Source organism: Blautia hansenii (assembly GCF_013304445.1).
Taxonomy (GTDB): domain Bacteria; phylum Bacillota; class Clostridia; order Lachnospirales; family Lachnospiraceae; genus Blautia.
Window position 1 is genome coordinate 162088 of record NZ_JAAITA010000002.1, and the last position, 16356, is coordinate 178443.

A 16356-nucleotide genomic window follows, 5' to 3' on the forward strand; every position below is an offset into this window, starting at 1 on the left:
TTTATTTTCTGCGGCTGTTGCGGGGATCTAAATAATCCCTCACTGTATCGCCTAAAAGATTAAAAATAACGACCACGATAAAAATCGCAATTCCCGGCCCCAGAATGACCCACGGATACGTCTGCAGCATGCTTCTTCCGCCGCTCATCATATTTCCCAGTTCCGCGGTAGGCGGCTGTGCTCCAAGTCCCAGAAAAGACAGTCCTGCCAGCTCCATCAGCATAGTTCCAATATCCAGCATAGCGGTAACCAAAATCGGTCCTGCACAGTTGGGAAGAATATGTTTTACTATAATCTGCCGGGAACTGCTTCCTGCCAGTTTTGCAGCAGCAATATAATTTGTACTTTTCTGTGCCAAAGTCTGACTTCTGGCAATTCTGGCATATTTAGGCCAGCTGATCACCGCCAAGGCCAGTACCGCATTATGCAATCCCCCATTTAACAGGGCTGCGATTGCTAAGGCAAAGACCAGCCCCGGAAACGCCAGACATACATCTGAAATCCGCATTACCACAGAGTCCAGAACCCCCTCATAATACCCGCACAAAACCCCCAGTACGGTTCCCACCAGGGTAATTATAACCACCAGAGAAAGGGTAGCCAGCACACTGGTCTGAAGACCTACCAAAATACGTGAAAACATATCCCGTCCGAAGCGGTCTGTTCCTGCCGGATGTGCCGCGCTGGGAGGCTGAAGCGAAATGCTGGTATCCTGGGCATTGGGGTCATAAGGGCAAATCTGCTGTGCAAAAACAGCAGTCAGCAGCAATCCTGCGGCAAGAATCAAAAAAACAACCAGCCTGGTTTTTGTATGATTCTTTCTGATTTTCTGCTTCCGCAAAGACGGCATTTTTTTCTCTTGACTCATGCCTTTTCACCCCCTAAACGAATTCTTGGGTCCAGAACACGGTAAGAAAGATCCGTTATGAGATTCACACAGACATAAATAATTGCCATCCACATAACATAGGCCTGAATCATGGGGTAATCTCTCATATTAATGGCGTCTACTGCCAGTTTTCCTACTCCATCCCACAAAAAGATAGATTCTACAATGGCCGTGCCGCCTAACAAACTTCCAATAGAGAGGGTAAGCAGCGTAATAATGGTCACCAGACAGGCTTTTAGCACACTTTTGTAGAGTGTCACAGAAAAACGGACCCCCCTGGCCTTTGCACCAACCACATAATCCTTACTCAGCTCATCCAAAACTGTGGCCCGTACCTGCCGGAGATACTTTGCAGACATGGCAATGGCAAGGGTGAGGCTGGGAAGCGCCACGCTTTCCATACTGACTTCCGAAGCAATAACCGGAAATATCTTTACACGAATAGCAAAAAAATACATCAGGAGCAGCGCTACAAAAAAATTAGGCATACTGTTTCCCAAAAAACTGGCAGCCCGGATAAGATAGTCTGTAAACCGGTTCTGTTTCACAGCAGCCAGAACCCCCAAAGGAATGGAAATGATAATGGTAAGGGCAATGGAAACCACTGTAAGCAGCAAAGTTGCCGGAAGTTTAGAGATAAAGGCAGGAAAAACTGCTTTCCCGGATATATAACTGGTTCCCATGTCTCCGTGAAGCAGATTTCCCAGCCATACAAAATACTGTGTCAGAAAGGGCTTATCCAGCCCCAGTTCCGCCCGCGCTTTGTCCATGACCTCCTGAGAAACTATCATTCCCGTATTTTCCATTTTCTGCAATACTGCGTCGCTTCCTGCCAGACGCATCATGCCAAAAGAGAGAAAGGTAATCACCAGCAGAATGGGAATCAACTGCAGCAGGCGCTTAAGGATATATTTTTTCATTTCATTCTCCTTTTCTGGCACTAATGACAAAAAGCGGGTCCGGATTATAAAATTCATCCTTTTCCATATAAATTCTTTTGCTGACACTAAAATCTAAAAACAGTTCTACAGTTCCCAGATTTCCAAGGACTCCCACATCCCAGGCAGGCCGCTGATAAGAACTGATAGGAAGCTGTCTCTTAATTTCTTCACATTCCTGCAAAAGCTCCTCTCCCAGCTTATTGTGTGCGTGATTTTGGGGCAAATGAGACGTATCTGCACAATCGCTTGCCCCGTAGTTGGCGTCAAAATTCAGCAGACAACCTCCCTTTTTCAGCACCCGCAGCCATTCCCGGTAGGCTCTGTTGGCATCCGGCAGCGTCCAGGTCAGATTTCTGGAAATAACCACATCAAAAGTTTCATCCGCAAAGGTGAGATTTTCCGCATCCATAACCTGGAAGATACAGTCTGCTCCCTCTTCCTCTGCCAGTTCTTTTGACCTCTCTATCATATCCGGAGTCAAATCCACCCCAAGCACTTCATGCCCCTGCTGTGCCAGTAAAATGGTAAAGAAGCCTGAGCCGCAGCCCACATCCAGAATTTTCAGTTTTTTCTTGGGCAGGTATTTCCCGATTTCCTTTAACCACCGGTCCGCCAGACTGCTGTGCAGTTCCGCACGTCTCTGTTCCTGAAAACTGGTACTGCGCTTTGTCCAGTATCCTGCAATTTTTTTCTTCCGGTTATCCGCCTCTCTGGAAATCTTTCCATAGGCAATCATAGGGCCGCTCTCTTTTACCTGCAGACTGCCTGTCTGATACAAGACCACACCGTCATATTCCGCCCTGCACACTTCCAGCACAGTTCCCTCATAATCCTTGACCACGCCCAGGACTTCTCCCTGCCGTATCATATCCCCCGGACTTTTATAAGGATACCAGATACCATTTTGGTTTGCCGCCTGATAGCTGACGTCTGTCACCTCCAGGGGATAATAATTTCTGTAATCCTTTTGTCCCAGATACACGCCCAGATGACACAAGATATTTCTCACATCCCGTCTGGTAGAATGCGCTTCTTCCTCTGTCCATGCTCCCATCTGTCCCCGTTCAATCAAAACCGACGGAATCCCAAGCTGCGCCGCATAATTATAGCAGCCGCCGCCTGCCACACAGGAACGCACCATATAGGGCACATCTGCCTGCTGCGCCATCTCTCTGGCTGCCTCTACCACCCGGGGCTCTGCTACACCTGCGTAATATATATAAGGTGTCAGCTGCTCATAGCTGTCACCGCTGTGCAAATCAATATAAAAATCCACTCCCGGAAACAGTTCCTTTTCAATGGCATAGGCCAGCCGTTCCATTTGGCTGCCCGTTTCTTTTCCGGGAAATACCCTGTTTAAATTCACCCCATCTTCAAACCCTTCGCTGCCGCTGCGCATTTCAAACGCCTGGCGGTTTACCACCTTTACAATGACAACCGTACCGGCAATCTTTTCCGGATGTAAATGCTCTGCCAGCTCCATAGCTGACTGAATTCCCACATATTCCGCTGCATGAACACCGGCTGTAATCAACACGGTTTTCCCCTGTTTTTCTCCGTTCAAAATAGTCACAGGCAGTTCAAATTCTCCGTTTCCCACGAAAAGATAACCGCTTTTTTTCTCTCCCGGTTCTGCCTGAAAATTTCCCAGGCAAAATACTTTGTTTTTTTCCATTTTAATCTGTCCTTTATATCCAAATAGGCTGTTTTTTGGAGTCATTTTATCAAATTTCACCTCTGCAAACAAGCCCCCTGGGGGGATTCTCCCCAGGGCAAAAACTTTTTTTCGGCAGAAATCGGGATTTTTTTGCAAAAACACAGGTTTCCCTTGCATACAGACGAATTTCAACGTATTATGAAATAGGCAGGATTTTTCTGCCCATAATTTTGTGAAAAACCAATGGAGGTATATAAATATGGAAAAGAAAGAACGCATGGTTGGAACCATTTCAAGAGGTGTCAGAGCCCCGATTATCCGCAAAGGTGACAATCTTTCCGAAATCGTAGTAGACTGCGTGCTGAAAGCTTCCGAAAGCGAAAACTTTGAAATTTGCGACAAAGATGTCATTGCTGTAACAGAGGCTGTTGTAGCCAGAGCACAGGGAAACTATGCTGGTGTAAAGGACATTGCTGCAGACGTAAAAGAAAAATTCGGCGATGATACCGTAGGCGTGATTTTCCCCATTTTAAGCCGCAACCGCTTCTCTATCTGTTTAAAAGGAATCGCCATGGGCTGCAAAAAAATCGTACTCATGCTCAGCTATCCTTCTGACGAAGTGGGTAATCATCTGGTAGACCTGGACCTTTTGGATGAGAAAAATATTAATCCCTGGTCTGATGTGCTCACAGAGGAAACTTACAGAGCATTATTCGGATACGAAAAACACGTTTTCACAGGCGTGGACTATGTAGAATATTACAAACAGCTGATTCAGGAAGCCGGTGCAGAAGTGGAAATCATTTTTGCAAATAATCCAAAGGCTATCCTCTCTTATACTAAAAGCGTACTGGCCTGCGATATCCACACACGCCAGAGAACAAAACGAATCTTAAAAGCCAACGGTGCAGAGAAAGTTTATTCTTTAGACGACATTATGACAAAGAGCATAAACGGCAGCGGCTACAATGACGCCTACGGTCTTCTGGGTTCCAACAAAGCCACAGAAGATACGGTAAAACTCTTCCCGATTAAATGTGAAGAAGTAGTCTCTGCTATTCACAAATCCATGCTGGAAAAAACAGGCAAAAACGTGGAAGTGATGGTTTACGGTGACGGCGCGTTTAAAGACCCGGTTGGAAAAATCTGGGAACTTGCTGACCCGGTAGTTTCTCCGGCTTACACCAATGGACTGGAAGGAACACCAAACGAAGTGAAACTGAAATATCTGGCTGACAACGATTTTGCTCAATTATCCGGCGTAGAATTAAAAGATGCCATTAAGAATTATATTACAGAAAAAGATGAGAAAGCTGCCAGCTTAAAGGGTACCATGGTGACACAGGGAACCACTCCGAGACGTCTGACCGACCTTTTGGGTTCTCTTGCAGACCTGACCTCCGGCTCCGGAGATAAGGGAACTCCGATTATTTACATTCAGGGGTATTTTGACAATTACGCGAAATAAATGCAACGGCAGAAAAAAGCGCCTCACCATATCCGGCAGGCGCTTTTTTCTACTAAATACAAGTTTTGTTCATCATCCAATCCAGTATTTTCTGAATCTCTTTATCCCAGTAATCCCAGTTGTGCATAGCCCCTTCGGTTTCTGACCAGGTAAGCTTTGCCCCCATCTTTTCCAAACGCCGTTTTGCGTCCAGGTTCATTTCATACAGAAAATCTTTTGTTCCGCATGCCTGATACAACTCCGGAATCACTCCGTTTTCCTGGCAGCGCCGATACAGTTCAAAAATATCTTTCTCTGTACCCGCAAGCTGCTCCGGATTGTCAAAAATATTTTCCCAGGCAAAGGGGCCCTCTACCTTTCCATCCCGGCACTGTTTTCCCAGTTCTGCAATATCCATGGCAGCAGACATCCCGGCAATCTTACTGTAGCGCTCCGGGCAGGACAGCCCCACATACCAAGCGCCATAGCCGCCCATGGAAAATCCGGCAACAAAAGTATCCTCCCGCTTTTCAGAAACCGGAAACAGAGCTGTGACAAATGCAGGAAGCTCCTCTGTAATATAGGTAAAATAAGGATTTCCATGATACATATTCTGGTAAAAACTGTTTTCCACAGAAGCCATCACCGCAACTATCTGATGAGACTGAGCATATCGTTCAATATTGCTGAAGCGTACCCAGCTGCTGCAGTCACCATAGGCTCCATGCAGCAGATAGACTACCGGAAGTCCTTTTTTATAATCATACCGCTTCTTTGTTTCTTCTCCGGTAATCTGTTCCTGTCCCTCAGGTGTGGGGATAATCACTTGAATCTGCGTATTGTGCTGCAATGCGGTACTATAATATTGACAGTTCAAAAACATGGCCATTCCACCTTATCTTTTTTCCAAAAGTTTCTTTGCATTTTCCTCTACCTTTTTCTTATTCAATGGATATAAAAATACCAGAGATAAGAACATCAGTACAAAAGCAATACCTGGAACCAGGCAGGTAATGTTATAGATTCCATTGACAACCGGTGTGTCAAAAGCGGTAGCCGTAGAGTATCCAACCATAGACAGCAGTACCCCTGTCAAACCGGAAGACAAAGCCTGGCCCAGTTTTCTGCAGAAAGAGTAAATAGAATATACAGTTCCGTCAGAACGGCTTCCTGTTTTCACTTCTGTATCATCGATAACATCGGTAATCATTGCCCAGCAAATCAGAATGAACATAGATACACCTACCCAGGTAATACAGTAGCACACCATCCACACAATGACATTTTTTGTGTGCAAAACAAAGGCTACCAGCATGGGAACCGCTCCCAAAACAGAAGCTACAATGGCAATTTCTTTCTTTCCGATTTTTTTTGCAAAAGTTTCAATGAATGGAGACATAGCCAGTGTAATCATATGTCCAATCAGAGAAATCACGGAAAGAATTGCAATATTTCTAAAATAGTTTGGATACAGATAAGCTCCCATGTTTCCAAGAGAAATCTGTGCCAGAATCAGGAATAAAGAAGTAACGGCAATTCCGATTAATGCTTTATTTTGAATCAGGCTGTTTACCAGGAACATCACAGAAAATTTCTCTGTTTTCTGTTCAATTTTCACACGTTCTGTAACCAGATTGTAGCACAGCAGATAACAGATTACGGCCAGAACCGAACAAATTACGGCTGCAATGCTCATTCTTGTTCCGGAAAGCCACTGCTTTCCTTCACTGTCTGTATAGTATACAAACAATGGCAGAATTACACCAATGGCAATGTTTCCAAGTGTTGCACCAATGGTTCTCCAATTAGAGAGAGACGTTCTGTCTTCCGGTTTTTCGGAAATTGCGGAAGCCATAGAACCATAAGGAATGTTAATTCCTGTATAGCAGACACTTCCCCACAGCAGATAAGAAAAGAACATCCAGAACACCTTAAAAGCCATAGGCATGTCCTGGAACCAGGTAGCATACAAAAGCACTGATGCCACTGCCACTGGACCGCACATGCGCTTAAGCCATGGCGCAAATTTTCCTTTTGCTGTAGGTCTGCTTCTGTCTACAATCTGTCCCATGGTGATATCCGTCACCGCATCCACAAATCTGGCTCCCATCATCATCATTCCGACGATAGCGGCAGAAACACCCATAATATCCGTATAAAACTTTAACAACATCATAGAGGACAATACGAAAGTAAGGTCATTTCCGAAATCACCAAACATATAGCCCACTTTATCCCGTATTCCAAACGGTTTTACATTCTTTTTCGTTGTGCTCATAGCAAACCTCCATTTTCTTTTTTACATTCCAATCATATCGAATTGTTCAAAAGACACGACTACTTTGTAATCCTTCTTTGGATTTTTATATTTAATCTGAACTGATTTCAGACTCTGGCTGTAGTACCATCCAAACTCTGCCTCTTCAAATTTTCTCCTATGCAGGAAATGCGGTACTTCCTGTCCGTCCACCTGCACCCAGTAAGGCGCTTTTTCCCGGTGAATCATATCAATGTACATATCTTCCACCGCAGTTTCGTAGGAACCTTCATGAACAAACGACAGCGCTGTCTGCTCGCCGGCCTGCATAGTAATCCGGGTTTTCAGGTATGCCCCTTTTGTATATTCCATTGTAGCGCCGTCATCTTCATACAGAGTAAAGGCTCCGTCCCGGCCTGCTTCACATATCATCCGGATTGCAGTTACTTTCTGCTGCATAAGGTTGTTCAATTGATGCGCTGCCATAGGAATAATAGCTCCGCTTCTGATAAACAGCGGAATGCTTCCCAGTTCTACCGGAAGTTCTACTGTCTGTCCGCCCTGATATTGGGTTCTGTTATAGAAATCATAGAAGATTTCACCTTCCGGAAGATATACTTTTCTGGTCTTTGCACCTTTTTCCACCACATTTGCTACCAACAGAGAGTCTCCGAACATAAAGTCCACACCCTCATCGTAACACTTGCTGTCATGCTGGAAAGCACTGCACATGGGCTCCATAATAGGAAGTCCAGTTTCATGGGCACGTTCCATGAGAGAATACAGATACGGAATCATCTGATACCGAAATTCAATGGCTTGGCGGATTTCCTCTTTGCAGCCACTGTACATCCACGGTTCTGTCACCGTATTGTCAATATTTGTAGAATGAATGGAAAATCTTGGCTGGAAAATTCCATTCTGAATCCACCTTACCAGCAGTTCCGCCTCTGGCGCTGGTCCGTAAAATCCTCCGATATCACATCCCTGGTTTGCCACACCGGACAGACTCATGCCCAGAATGGTGGCAATATTGTATTTTAACGAATCCCAGCAAGTCAGATTGTCTCCGGCCCAGGTCTGTGCATATTTCTGAATCCCACTGTGTCCGGAACGGCAGACAATGTAAGGTCTCTGGTTTCCAAACGTTTCCTGAATGGCCTCATCTGTCACATGACACATAATATTGGACATCACTGCTTTAAGCTGTCCAATCGTTCCGCCTTTTCCTTCAAAGGAACAGCGGCAATCCTTGTCTACCATACTGTCGTACTCACAGTTATCATTCCATACAGAATTGGTACCATAGTCCAGAACATTTTCTTTCAGAAGCTCTTTCCACTCTTCTCTGGTAGAAGCCTTAGTGAAATCCACAAACATTCCCTTTCCGCCCCACCAGGTTCCGATTCCCGGCTCATCCGTTTCACTGTCTTTGACAAACATGCCCTTTTCTTTCATCTCTTCCAGCATTGGATGTACCAGAAGAATTCCCGGCTTCACATTGGGAGAAACACAGATTCCTCGCTCCTTCATCTGGCTGAAAAACTCTTTTGGCTCTTTAAACCGTTTCTTATTCCAGGTAAATACGCAGCGTTTGATCCCCTCCTGTGTTTCAATGGCACAGTATCCGGAAGATAACTGAAATCCGTCTGCAGGAATTCCCTCTTCTCTGGTTGTATCAATAAATTCCAAAATAGCGTCATCGCAGTCTGCTTCCAGTTCGGGATAATACATAGAAGATCCCAGATATCCCAGAGCATAGACAGGAAGCATAGCAGATTTCCCGGTCAGGTCTGTATAACGCTCTACCACGTCCCGGACAGCCGGACCTGCAATCAGAAACAAATCAATATCCCCTCCGTCTGTACGGTAACGGCTGTGGCGCTTCCAGTAATTGCTCTTTTCTTTTCCCATATCAAAATCACATTCATACGTATTGTGGTAAAAATAACCCACGGCCTTCTGATGTTTCCGATTCAGTTTAATGTAAAACGGAATGTGTTTATAAAGAGAATCTGTTTCCTTTGGGTCATATCCCATTGCATCCTTGGGGCTCATTCCCATGAACTTCTGAGCCTTGTTGAACACTCCGCTCTTTTCTCCGAATCCGTAAAAACAGTCATCCTCAGAAATTTCGCTGGTATGAATTCTCCGGTGATTGCTGTCTTCCATATAAGCAAGGTCTACAATATCGGCATGCAGCAACGTGTTATCCCTATCGTATACGCAGATACGGAATGGATTTTTCTCCACCTCTACACGCAGCAGTTTTCCCTGCAGGATTGCTTTTTCTTCACCATCTGTTAATTCTGCTTTTGCCGGCTGTACCCGTGTCCGGTATTTCTTCATGAACACATCCATCCGGTCTTCCCAGGCTGTCATTACAAGACTGTAAGATTCCTCTGCAAACTCCCCATCAAAGCCTGCGCGGATTCTTAAAATAGAATCTGTCAAAAACAGAATACGGATTTCTACACTGTTCGTAGAAACAGAAAAATAATCTCCAATCTGTTTCACCTCTCCTGCCTGTAAACATAGTTTCATGATGTTCCTCCTCATGTCTTCTTACACAATTTGCGCTTTTATTATAATGACTTCTTTTCGAAAAAAGTAGACTAAAATTGCTTTAAACGCTTGATTTTTTTACTTATTTTGCTATTTTAAAAGATTAACAAAGCGCAAATACAGAATAATAACCACTTGAAATCATGGTATAGAAATTGTTGAGCACCGGATTTCCCTCTTTACAAATAGTTTTAAAAACTATATAATGAGGAGCAGAGGTGATAACATATGACAATAGACACAAAAGACATTTTAAACAGTATTCTCGCCAGTATCTCCCGCATTGATTACATCAAGCTGGAAGAGATTCCCGGCATTCATTTATATATGGATCAGGTGACTACTTTCATGGAAGAACATCTCTCTTCCTCCAAACGTCATCCCGAGGACAAGGTTCTGACCAAGACCATGATTAACAATTATGCCAAGAACCATCTCCTGCCGCCGCCTGTGAAGAAAAAATATTCCAAAGAACACATTCTGATGCTGACATTTATTTATTATTTTAAAAATATTATGTCCATCAGTGATATTCAGGTGCTTCTTGGTCCTGTGGCAGAACAGTTTTTCCCCGGCGAGGGAAGTCTGAAGCTTACAGAAGTCTATGAAGAAATCATGAATCTGGAGCTGGAACAGATTGAACCTCTGGTAAAAGATATTACCAGAAAATTCCGGAAGGCCGGAACTTCCTTTCCGGATGCAGATACCACAGAACAGGAATTTTTACAGAAATTTGCATTTATCTGCATGTTAAGTTTTGATGTTTATGTAAAAAAGCAGGTCATCGAAAATCTCATTGACCAGATGACGCCTGCTTCTGATGAAAAGTCAAAAAAACGGTAACAGAAATTTCTGCTACCGTTTTTTGTACTGTACCACGAATATTTTATTTTCCGTCTTCAATTCGCTCAAATACCATATCATATCCGTCATTTCCATAGTTCAGGCTTCTGTTGACACGGCTGATGGTAGCTGTGGATGCACCTGTTTTCTCAGAAATTTCCAGATAAGTTCTCTTTTCCTTCAACATTTTTGCCACTTCGAAACGCTGGGATAAAGATAAAATTTCATTTACTGTACACACATCTTCAAAAAATAAATAACATTCTTCTTTGTTCTTTAAACTCAGAACAGCGTCAAACAAAGAATCAACTGCCTCTGTATGAATTTTCTTACTCATAATCCATGTTCTCCTTACATTTGTAGTATGCACCCCTGAAAGGCCTCTGCCAAGGGCTGTGCCATGCTTCCTTTTGTGCATTAGCACTTTACCAGTTATACCTTTCATCACTCACATATATATTAGCACAGTAAATTTTTAAAGTAAAGAATCCAAAGGCATATTTTTAGGAATTTTTCTAAAAATTTTATAAATTCCTGTATTTGTTAACATACTTCTTTAATTCTGCCCCGCTTCTGTTTACAATCAGTTCTTCCGGAAACTTCATATCCCGGAAAATTTCAAATGCATATTTATGAAAACCTACCAGAGTATCTGTATGGGCGTCACTGTTTGCTACCACGGGCACTTCATATTCCCGGCAGTATTTCAGCATAGTTCTGATGTTTTCCTCACCGCCCTGCCGGGTACATCTGGGGTCCAGAGAATTGTTATTGACTTCTAAAAGGACGCCATACTCCTTCGCTGCCTGCACCAGGGCCAGATAATCTATGGGATATCTGCCGTCATCGGGATGTCCTATGATATTGACATAGGGATTTTTCATGACTTCCAGGCAGGTCTGTGTGTTTTCTTCTCTGGTTCCCGGTTTGATACAGGGAATGTGAAGGCTGGCTATCACCATGTCCATTTTCTTCATGGTGCTGTCTTCCATGTCCACGCGGCCCTCATAATCCATAATGTTTACCTCTGCCCCCAACAGCAGTTCCACACCGTACATACTTCTCTCCACCATTTTCAGATTTTCAAAATAAAAGGCGCCGCAGGTTCCCGGCATGGACACTGCGTGTTCGGTAATCCCCAGAATTTCCAGTCCCTTCTCAGAAGCTGCCTTTGCCATTTCCCGCATGGTGTTGTACGCATGTCCGCTGGCAAGTGTATGGGTGTGTACATCTAAAATATCTCGCACTTTGTATCATTCCTTTCTGTTTTTTAGTTCAGTATAACACAAAAGAACCGCAGAAGCAGTACTTCCGCAGTCCTTTCCCTTGTGTCTCAGGTATATTAAATAATTTCTCCAAATAATTCTTTTACAGTCGGATAAATTTTTGCAAATTTCCGATATTTTTCTTCATATTTAGCAGCCAGTTCCGGCTCCGGTTCCACGGTGTCAATGACTTTTACAATCTTCTCTGCCGCTTCCTCCACGGAGGTATACTCTCCGTTTGCCACAGCCGCCAGCATAGCGCCCCCAAGAGCCGGGCCTTCCTCGGACTCAATGACATCCACTTTTACATTCAGAATGTTTGCAATCATCTTTTTCCACAACGGACTCTTTGCCCCGCCGCCGCAGATTTTAGTTCTCTCAATCTGAATTCCCAGCGATTTTGCCACTTCAAAGGAATCCCGGATAGCAAAAGCCACGCCCTCTAAAACGGCCTGTGTCATATCGGCTCTGGTACTGTCCATAGTAAGTCCGATAAAGGTTCCCCTGGCATTGGGATTGTTGTGAGGAGAACGCTCGCCCATAAGATACGGCAGGAAAAATACCTTGTTCTCTCCCAACTTTGTAATCTTTGCCTGTTCTCCTGCATAGTCCGCAGTACCGATAATTTCATCCATCCACCATTTATTGCAGGAAGCCGCGCTTAACATACAGCCCATGAGATGATAGTTCCCATCTGCGTGTGCAAAAGCATGAAGGGCATTGTATGGGTCTACGCCAAACTCCTTGCTGGAAATAAAGATCGTTCCGCTGGTTCCCAGAGAAATATTGCATCTTCCGTCTCCTACGGTTCCTGTTCCCACAGCAGCAGCGGCATTGTCTCCGGCCCCTGCCACGATTTTACAGGAAGCGGGAATTCCCAGTTCCTCTGCCAGTTCCGGTTTCAGAGTGCCTACGGTTTCATAGCTTTCAAAAAGCTCTGGCATCTGTTCTTCTGAAATACCGCAGATATCCAGCATTTCCTTAGACCAGCAGCGGTTCTTCACATCCAGAAGCAGCATGCCGGAGGCATCGGACATATCGCTGCAGTGTACCCCAGACAGTTTATACGCCAGATAATCCTTTGGCAGCATGATTTTTTTGATTTTCTGAAAGTTTTCAGGTTCATGCTCTTTTACCCAGAGAATTTTCGGTGCGGTAAAGCCTGCAAAGGCAATGTTTGCCGTATACTCGGACAGTTTTTCTTTCCCAATCACCTGATTCAAATAGTCGGTTTCTTTTCCGGTTCTTCCATCATTCCAGAGGATGGCAGGACGAATGACTTCGTCCTTTTCATCCAGAATCACCAGACCATGCATCTGGCCGCCAAAACTGATACCTGCCACCTGGCTCTTGTCGCACTCTGCTGTCAGTTCTTTGATTCCCTCAAGACTCTGCTTCCACCAGTCCTCCGGATTCTGTTCGGACCAGCCGGGGTGCGGGAAAGACAGCGGATATTCTCTGGAAACAATTTTCTGAATCTTGCCCTCTGCGTCCATCAAAAGCAGTTTGACTGCAGAGGTTCCTAAATCAACACCAATATATAACATGCTTTTCTCCTTTTATGCAAATGGGTTTTCTGTCGGATACAGTGTTCCCTTCGGCTGATTGTAATTGATTTCTTCCACCTCTACACCCAGGTATTTGAATACTTCATACAGGGCTTTTCCAAAGTGTCCGAAAGCAACGGCTCCGTGGTGCGGATAATTTTTCTCTACCAGTACATGACGGTAGAAACGTCCCATTTCCGGAATTGCAAAGATACCGATACCGCCAAAGCTCTGTGTTGCTACAGGCAGAACCTCACCCTGTGCAATGTAAGCGCGAAGTTTGCAGTCTGCAGTGCTCTGGAGACGATAGAAGGTAATGTCGCCCGGAATGATATCTCCTTCCAGAGTTCCCTGTGTTACTTCTTCCGGCAGAGTTCTGGCCATAATCATCTGATATTTCATAGAACATGCTGTCAGCTTGCTTGCTGCTGTATTTCCGCAGTGGAAGCCCATAAACGTATCTTTCTGTGTATAGTTGTATTTTCCTTTGATTTCATCATCGTAAATATATGCCGGAACGGTATTGTTAATATCCAGCAGAGTAACGGTATCCTGGCTGATAACTGTACCGATATATTCGCTTAAAGTTCCCCAGATATCTACTTCGCAGGAAACCGGAATGCCTCTGTCTGTCAGACGGCTATTTACATAACATGGAACAAAGCCAAACTGTGTCTGGAAAGCAGGCCAGCATTTGGTTGTCAGTGTCACATATTTTCTGCAGCCTTTGTGTGCTTCCACCCAGTCTAAAAGAGTGATTTCGTACTGTGCCAGTTTTGGCAGAATTTCCGGTTTCATGTTGCCTTCACCAAGCTCTGCTTCCATTTCTTTTACTACGTCAGGAATACGCGGGTCATCTGCATGTTTGTTGAATGCTTCAAATAAGTCTAACTCTGAGTTTTCTTCGATTTCCACACCTAAATCATATAATCTCTTAATAGGCGCATTGCAGGCCAGAAAGTTGGTCGGACGAGGACCAAAGCTGATGATTTTTAAGTTTCTTACCGCAACTAATGCTCTTGCAACCGGTGCAAATTCATGAATCATTTCTGCTACTTCTTCAGCAGTTCCAACCGGATATTCCGGAATGTATGCTTTTAAGTTACGCAGTTTTAAGTTGTAGCTTGCATTTAACATACCGCAGTAAGCGTCGCCTCTGCCCTGCACCAGGTTGCCTTCTTCTGCTGCTGCAACTACCATGGACGGACCGTGGAATGCTTTTACCAGCATGGTTTCTTCTGTTTCCGGTCCGAAGTTTCCAAGGTAAACTACCTGTGCGTTGCAGCCTGCCTCTCTTAAATCCTTAGAAGCCTTCATCATATCGGTTTCGCTTTCCACAACAACAGGACATTCGTAGATTTCTCCGCCAAAGTTTTTCTTATATGCTTCCACAACTGCTTTTCTTCTGTTTTCAGATAAAGACATTGGGAAACAGTCACGGCTTACTGCCACGATTCCTAATTTTAATTCTGGCATATTTGATAAATTCATAGTATTTTCCTCCTGATTCTTGTCATATTCTCTCTTATTTTATAGATAAATTTTCGCCCTTTAAGCCTTCAAAAGCATCCTCAATGTTTGCCTCTTTATGGGCAATGAGCCATTTGTTTCTTGCAAAAAGCAACTTATCCTCAGGTGTATTTCCCGTGGTTTTCGGTGCTTCTGTATTGGTTCCTTTTGGCAGCACAACGGCAGTGCAGAACTTGTTTTCATGGGCATTGCACGGCGCATAGTGCAGTGTTGTGGCATAGACTTCCACCACGGTTCCCGCAGGTATGAAAAAGGCCTCCATCTTAGAAGTGTCGTATGTAAAATCCTCTTCAATGTCCTGTTCTTTTCCCAGAATCAGAATCAAATCGGTAAGAGCCACATTCACTTCAGAGTCTCTGTGATACTCCACTGCATTCAGCAGATAATTGCTGCCGCTGCAGTATCCAATCTGTATGGGCATTCCTCCAAACAGACTATTGCCAATCTCTTCACAGCAGCCGCATGCTTCCAGCTTGCTGTCCGATGCCACATAAATCACATCATCCGGCTGTGGAACTTCCTTTAAAGCTGTGAGAAGTTCAGATACATCCATGCCCTCCACTACTTTGCCATACGCTTGAAAGGCCGGGTCTGTAACCTTCAAAATATTCATCACGCACTGAAACCTCCTTACTTAGTTTAGTCATTAAACTATATCTTCATGCTACCATTCCTCCTGCAAAAAATCAAGTTGTTTTTTGAAAAAATCCGTCGTAATTTTATACAAAAAAACAGGAGAATCATAGGGCATATTTCCATGATTCTCCTCTTGAAAAGATAAAATTTTCTCTATTCTTTTGTCTGTGCTGCCACAGTAATATCTTTCTCAAAATATTTCTGGGAAAGTTCTTTTAAGGTTCCGTCTTTCTTTAATTCCTGAAGATTTTCTTCCAGCTTCTTTGTCATAGGATTTCCTTTTTTTGTAAACACCGCAAGTTCTGTATATTCGGTATCCTGTCCTGTTTTTTCCTTCACGGAAGAAATGTCCGCATAGGGAGAGGTGTGGGAGTAATGGGCTTCATTCCAGTCTGAAAGTCCCACAGAGGAAATCACACAATCATACAAATCTGCGTCCAGTGATTTCAGCAGATTTTCCTCTGAGGTGTCTACAATTTCCAATTCCAATCCCATTTTTTCCGCCAGCTTGCCTGCCAGTTCCACATCAAATCCCTCCAGCTTATTCGTATCTTCCGACAGATAACACATAGAGGGAATTTCCAGATGCATGCCCACTTTGAGCATCCCCTTTTCCACCGGCTCTGCCTCACTTCCCGGAAGCTGACAGCCTGCCAGCATCTGTACAAAAAGCACGCAAAGCAGTCCGATGACAGTCCCTTTTTTCCATATATTTTTCTCTTTTGTTCTATTGTTCTGGTTTTTCATATCGTTCATTCCCGCTTTGTCCGTTTTCACAT

Annotated in this window: 14 protein-coding genes; 2 read left to right on the forward strand and 12 right to left on the reverse strand. The window is 44.1% G+C overall.

Annotated elements, in window-relative coordinates:
* Window position 1 precedes the first annotated feature (1 nt).
* Genes nikC through G5A70_RS02830 form a run of 3 tightly spaced genes read right to left on the reverse strand, consistent with a single transcriptional unit; the run spans window position 2 to window position 3505 of the window.
* Window positions 2-868, reverse strand: coding sequence for a nickel transporter permease (gene nikC / locus G5A70_RS02820; RefSeq protein WP_173747808.1), 867 nt, complete (start codon window positions 866-868; stop codon window positions 2-4).
* Window positions 865-1809, reverse strand: a complete 945-nt coding sequence (nikB, locus tag G5A70_RS02825) for a nickel ABC transporter permease (protein WP_173747810.1) — start codon at window positions 1807-1809, stop codon at window positions 865-867. Before nikB ends, nikC begins: the two co-directional genes overlap by 4 nt.
* A 1-nt stretch (window position 1810) precedes the next feature.
* Window positions 1811-3505: a M14 family metallopeptidase gene (locus tag G5A70_RS02830; RefSeq protein WP_173747812.1), complete on the reverse strand. Its 1695-nt coding sequence runs from the start codon at window positions 3503-3505 to the stop codon at window positions 1811-1813.
* A 241-nt stretch (window positions 3506-3746) separates the two neighbouring features.
* On the opposite strand from G5A70_RS02830, the gene G5A70_RS02835 reads away from it, so the two are divergent.
* On the forward strand, window positions 3747-4955 hold the full coding sequence (locus G5A70_RS02835) for a coenzyme F420-0:L-glutamate ligase (protein ID WP_173747814.1): 1209 nt from the start codon (window positions 3747-3749) through the stop codon (window positions 4953-4955).
* Window positions 4956-5007: 52 nt separating this feature from the next.
* On the opposite strand, the gene G5A70_RS02840 is transcribed toward G5A70_RS02835, so the two are convergent.
* The 3 genes from G5A70_RS02840 to G5A70_RS02850 are packed head-to-tail and all read right to left on the reverse strand — an operon-like array spanning window position 5008 to window position 9735.
* On the reverse strand, window positions 5008-5817 hold the full coding sequence (locus tag G5A70_RS02840; RefSeq protein ID WP_226853472.1) for an alpha/beta hydrolase: 810 nt from the start codon (window positions 5815-5817) through the stop codon (window positions 5008-5010).
* Between the two features lie 12 nt (window positions 5818-5829).
* Complete coding sequence (locus tag G5A70_RS02845; protein WP_173747817.1) at window positions 5830-7212, reverse strand: MFS transporter; 1383 nt, start codon at window positions 7210-7212, stop codon at window positions 5830-5832.
* 21 nt (window positions 7213-7233) lie between these two features.
* Window positions 7234-9735, reverse strand: a complete 2502-nt coding sequence (locus tag G5A70_RS02850; RefSeq protein ID WP_173747819.1) for a TIM-barrel domain-containing protein — start codon at window positions 9733-9735, stop codon at window positions 7234-7236.
* A gap of 249 nt (window positions 9736-9984) precedes the next feature.
* Between G5A70_RS02850 and G5A70_RS02855 the strand changes: the two genes are divergently transcribed.
* On the forward strand, window positions 9985-10599 hold the full coding sequence (locus G5A70_RS02855; RefSeq protein WP_173747821.1) for a DUF1836 domain-containing protein: 615 nt from the start codon (window positions 9985-9987) through the stop codon (window positions 10597-10599).
* Window positions 10600-10642: 43 nt separating this feature from the next.
* Here the strand turns inward: G5A70_RS02855 and G5A70_RS02860 are convergent, their stop codons facing one another.
* From G5A70_RS02860 to G5A70_RS02885, 6 genes are all read right to left on the reverse strand, one after another.
* Window positions 10643-10936 (reverse strand): YerC/YecD family TrpR-related protein, encoded by a 294-nt coding sequence (locus G5A70_RS02860; RefSeq protein WP_173747823.1) that lies wholly within the window; start codon window positions 10934-10936, stop codon window positions 10643-10645.
* Between the two features lie 187 nt (window positions 10937-11123).
* A complete protein-coding gene (locus G5A70_RS02865; RefSeq protein ID WP_173747826.1) occupies window positions 11124-11846 on the reverse strand; it encodes a phosphatase in 723 nt (240 codons plus the stop codon).
* A gap of 95 nt (window positions 11847-11941) precedes the next feature.
* Window positions 11942-13411 carry a xylulokinase gene (gene xylB, locus G5A70_RS02870; RefSeq protein ID WP_173747828.1) on the reverse strand — a complete coding sequence of 490 codons (1470 nt, stop codon included), beginning with the start codon at window positions 13409-13411 and terminating at the stop codon, window positions 11942-11944.
* A 12-nt stretch (window positions 13412-13423) separates the two neighbouring features.
* Window positions 13424-14902, reverse strand: coding sequence for an L-fucose/L-arabinose isomerase family protein (locus G5A70_RS02875; RefSeq protein ID WP_173747830.1), 1479 nt, complete (start codon window positions 14900-14902; stop codon window positions 13424-13426).
* A 34-nt stretch (window positions 14903-14936) separates the two neighbouring features.
* Window positions 14937-15554, reverse strand: coding sequence for a DUF4867 family protein (locus G5A70_RS02880; RefSeq protein WP_173748014.1), 618 nt, complete (start codon window positions 15552-15554; stop codon window positions 14937-14939).
* 176 nt (window positions 15555-15730) lie between these two features.
* Window positions 15731-16354 (reverse strand): transporter substrate-binding domain-containing protein, encoded by a 624-nt coding sequence (locus G5A70_RS02885; RefSeq protein ID WP_226853474.1) that lies wholly within the window; start codon window positions 16352-16354, stop codon window positions 15731-15733.
* Window positions 16355-16356: the final 2 nt, after the last annotated feature.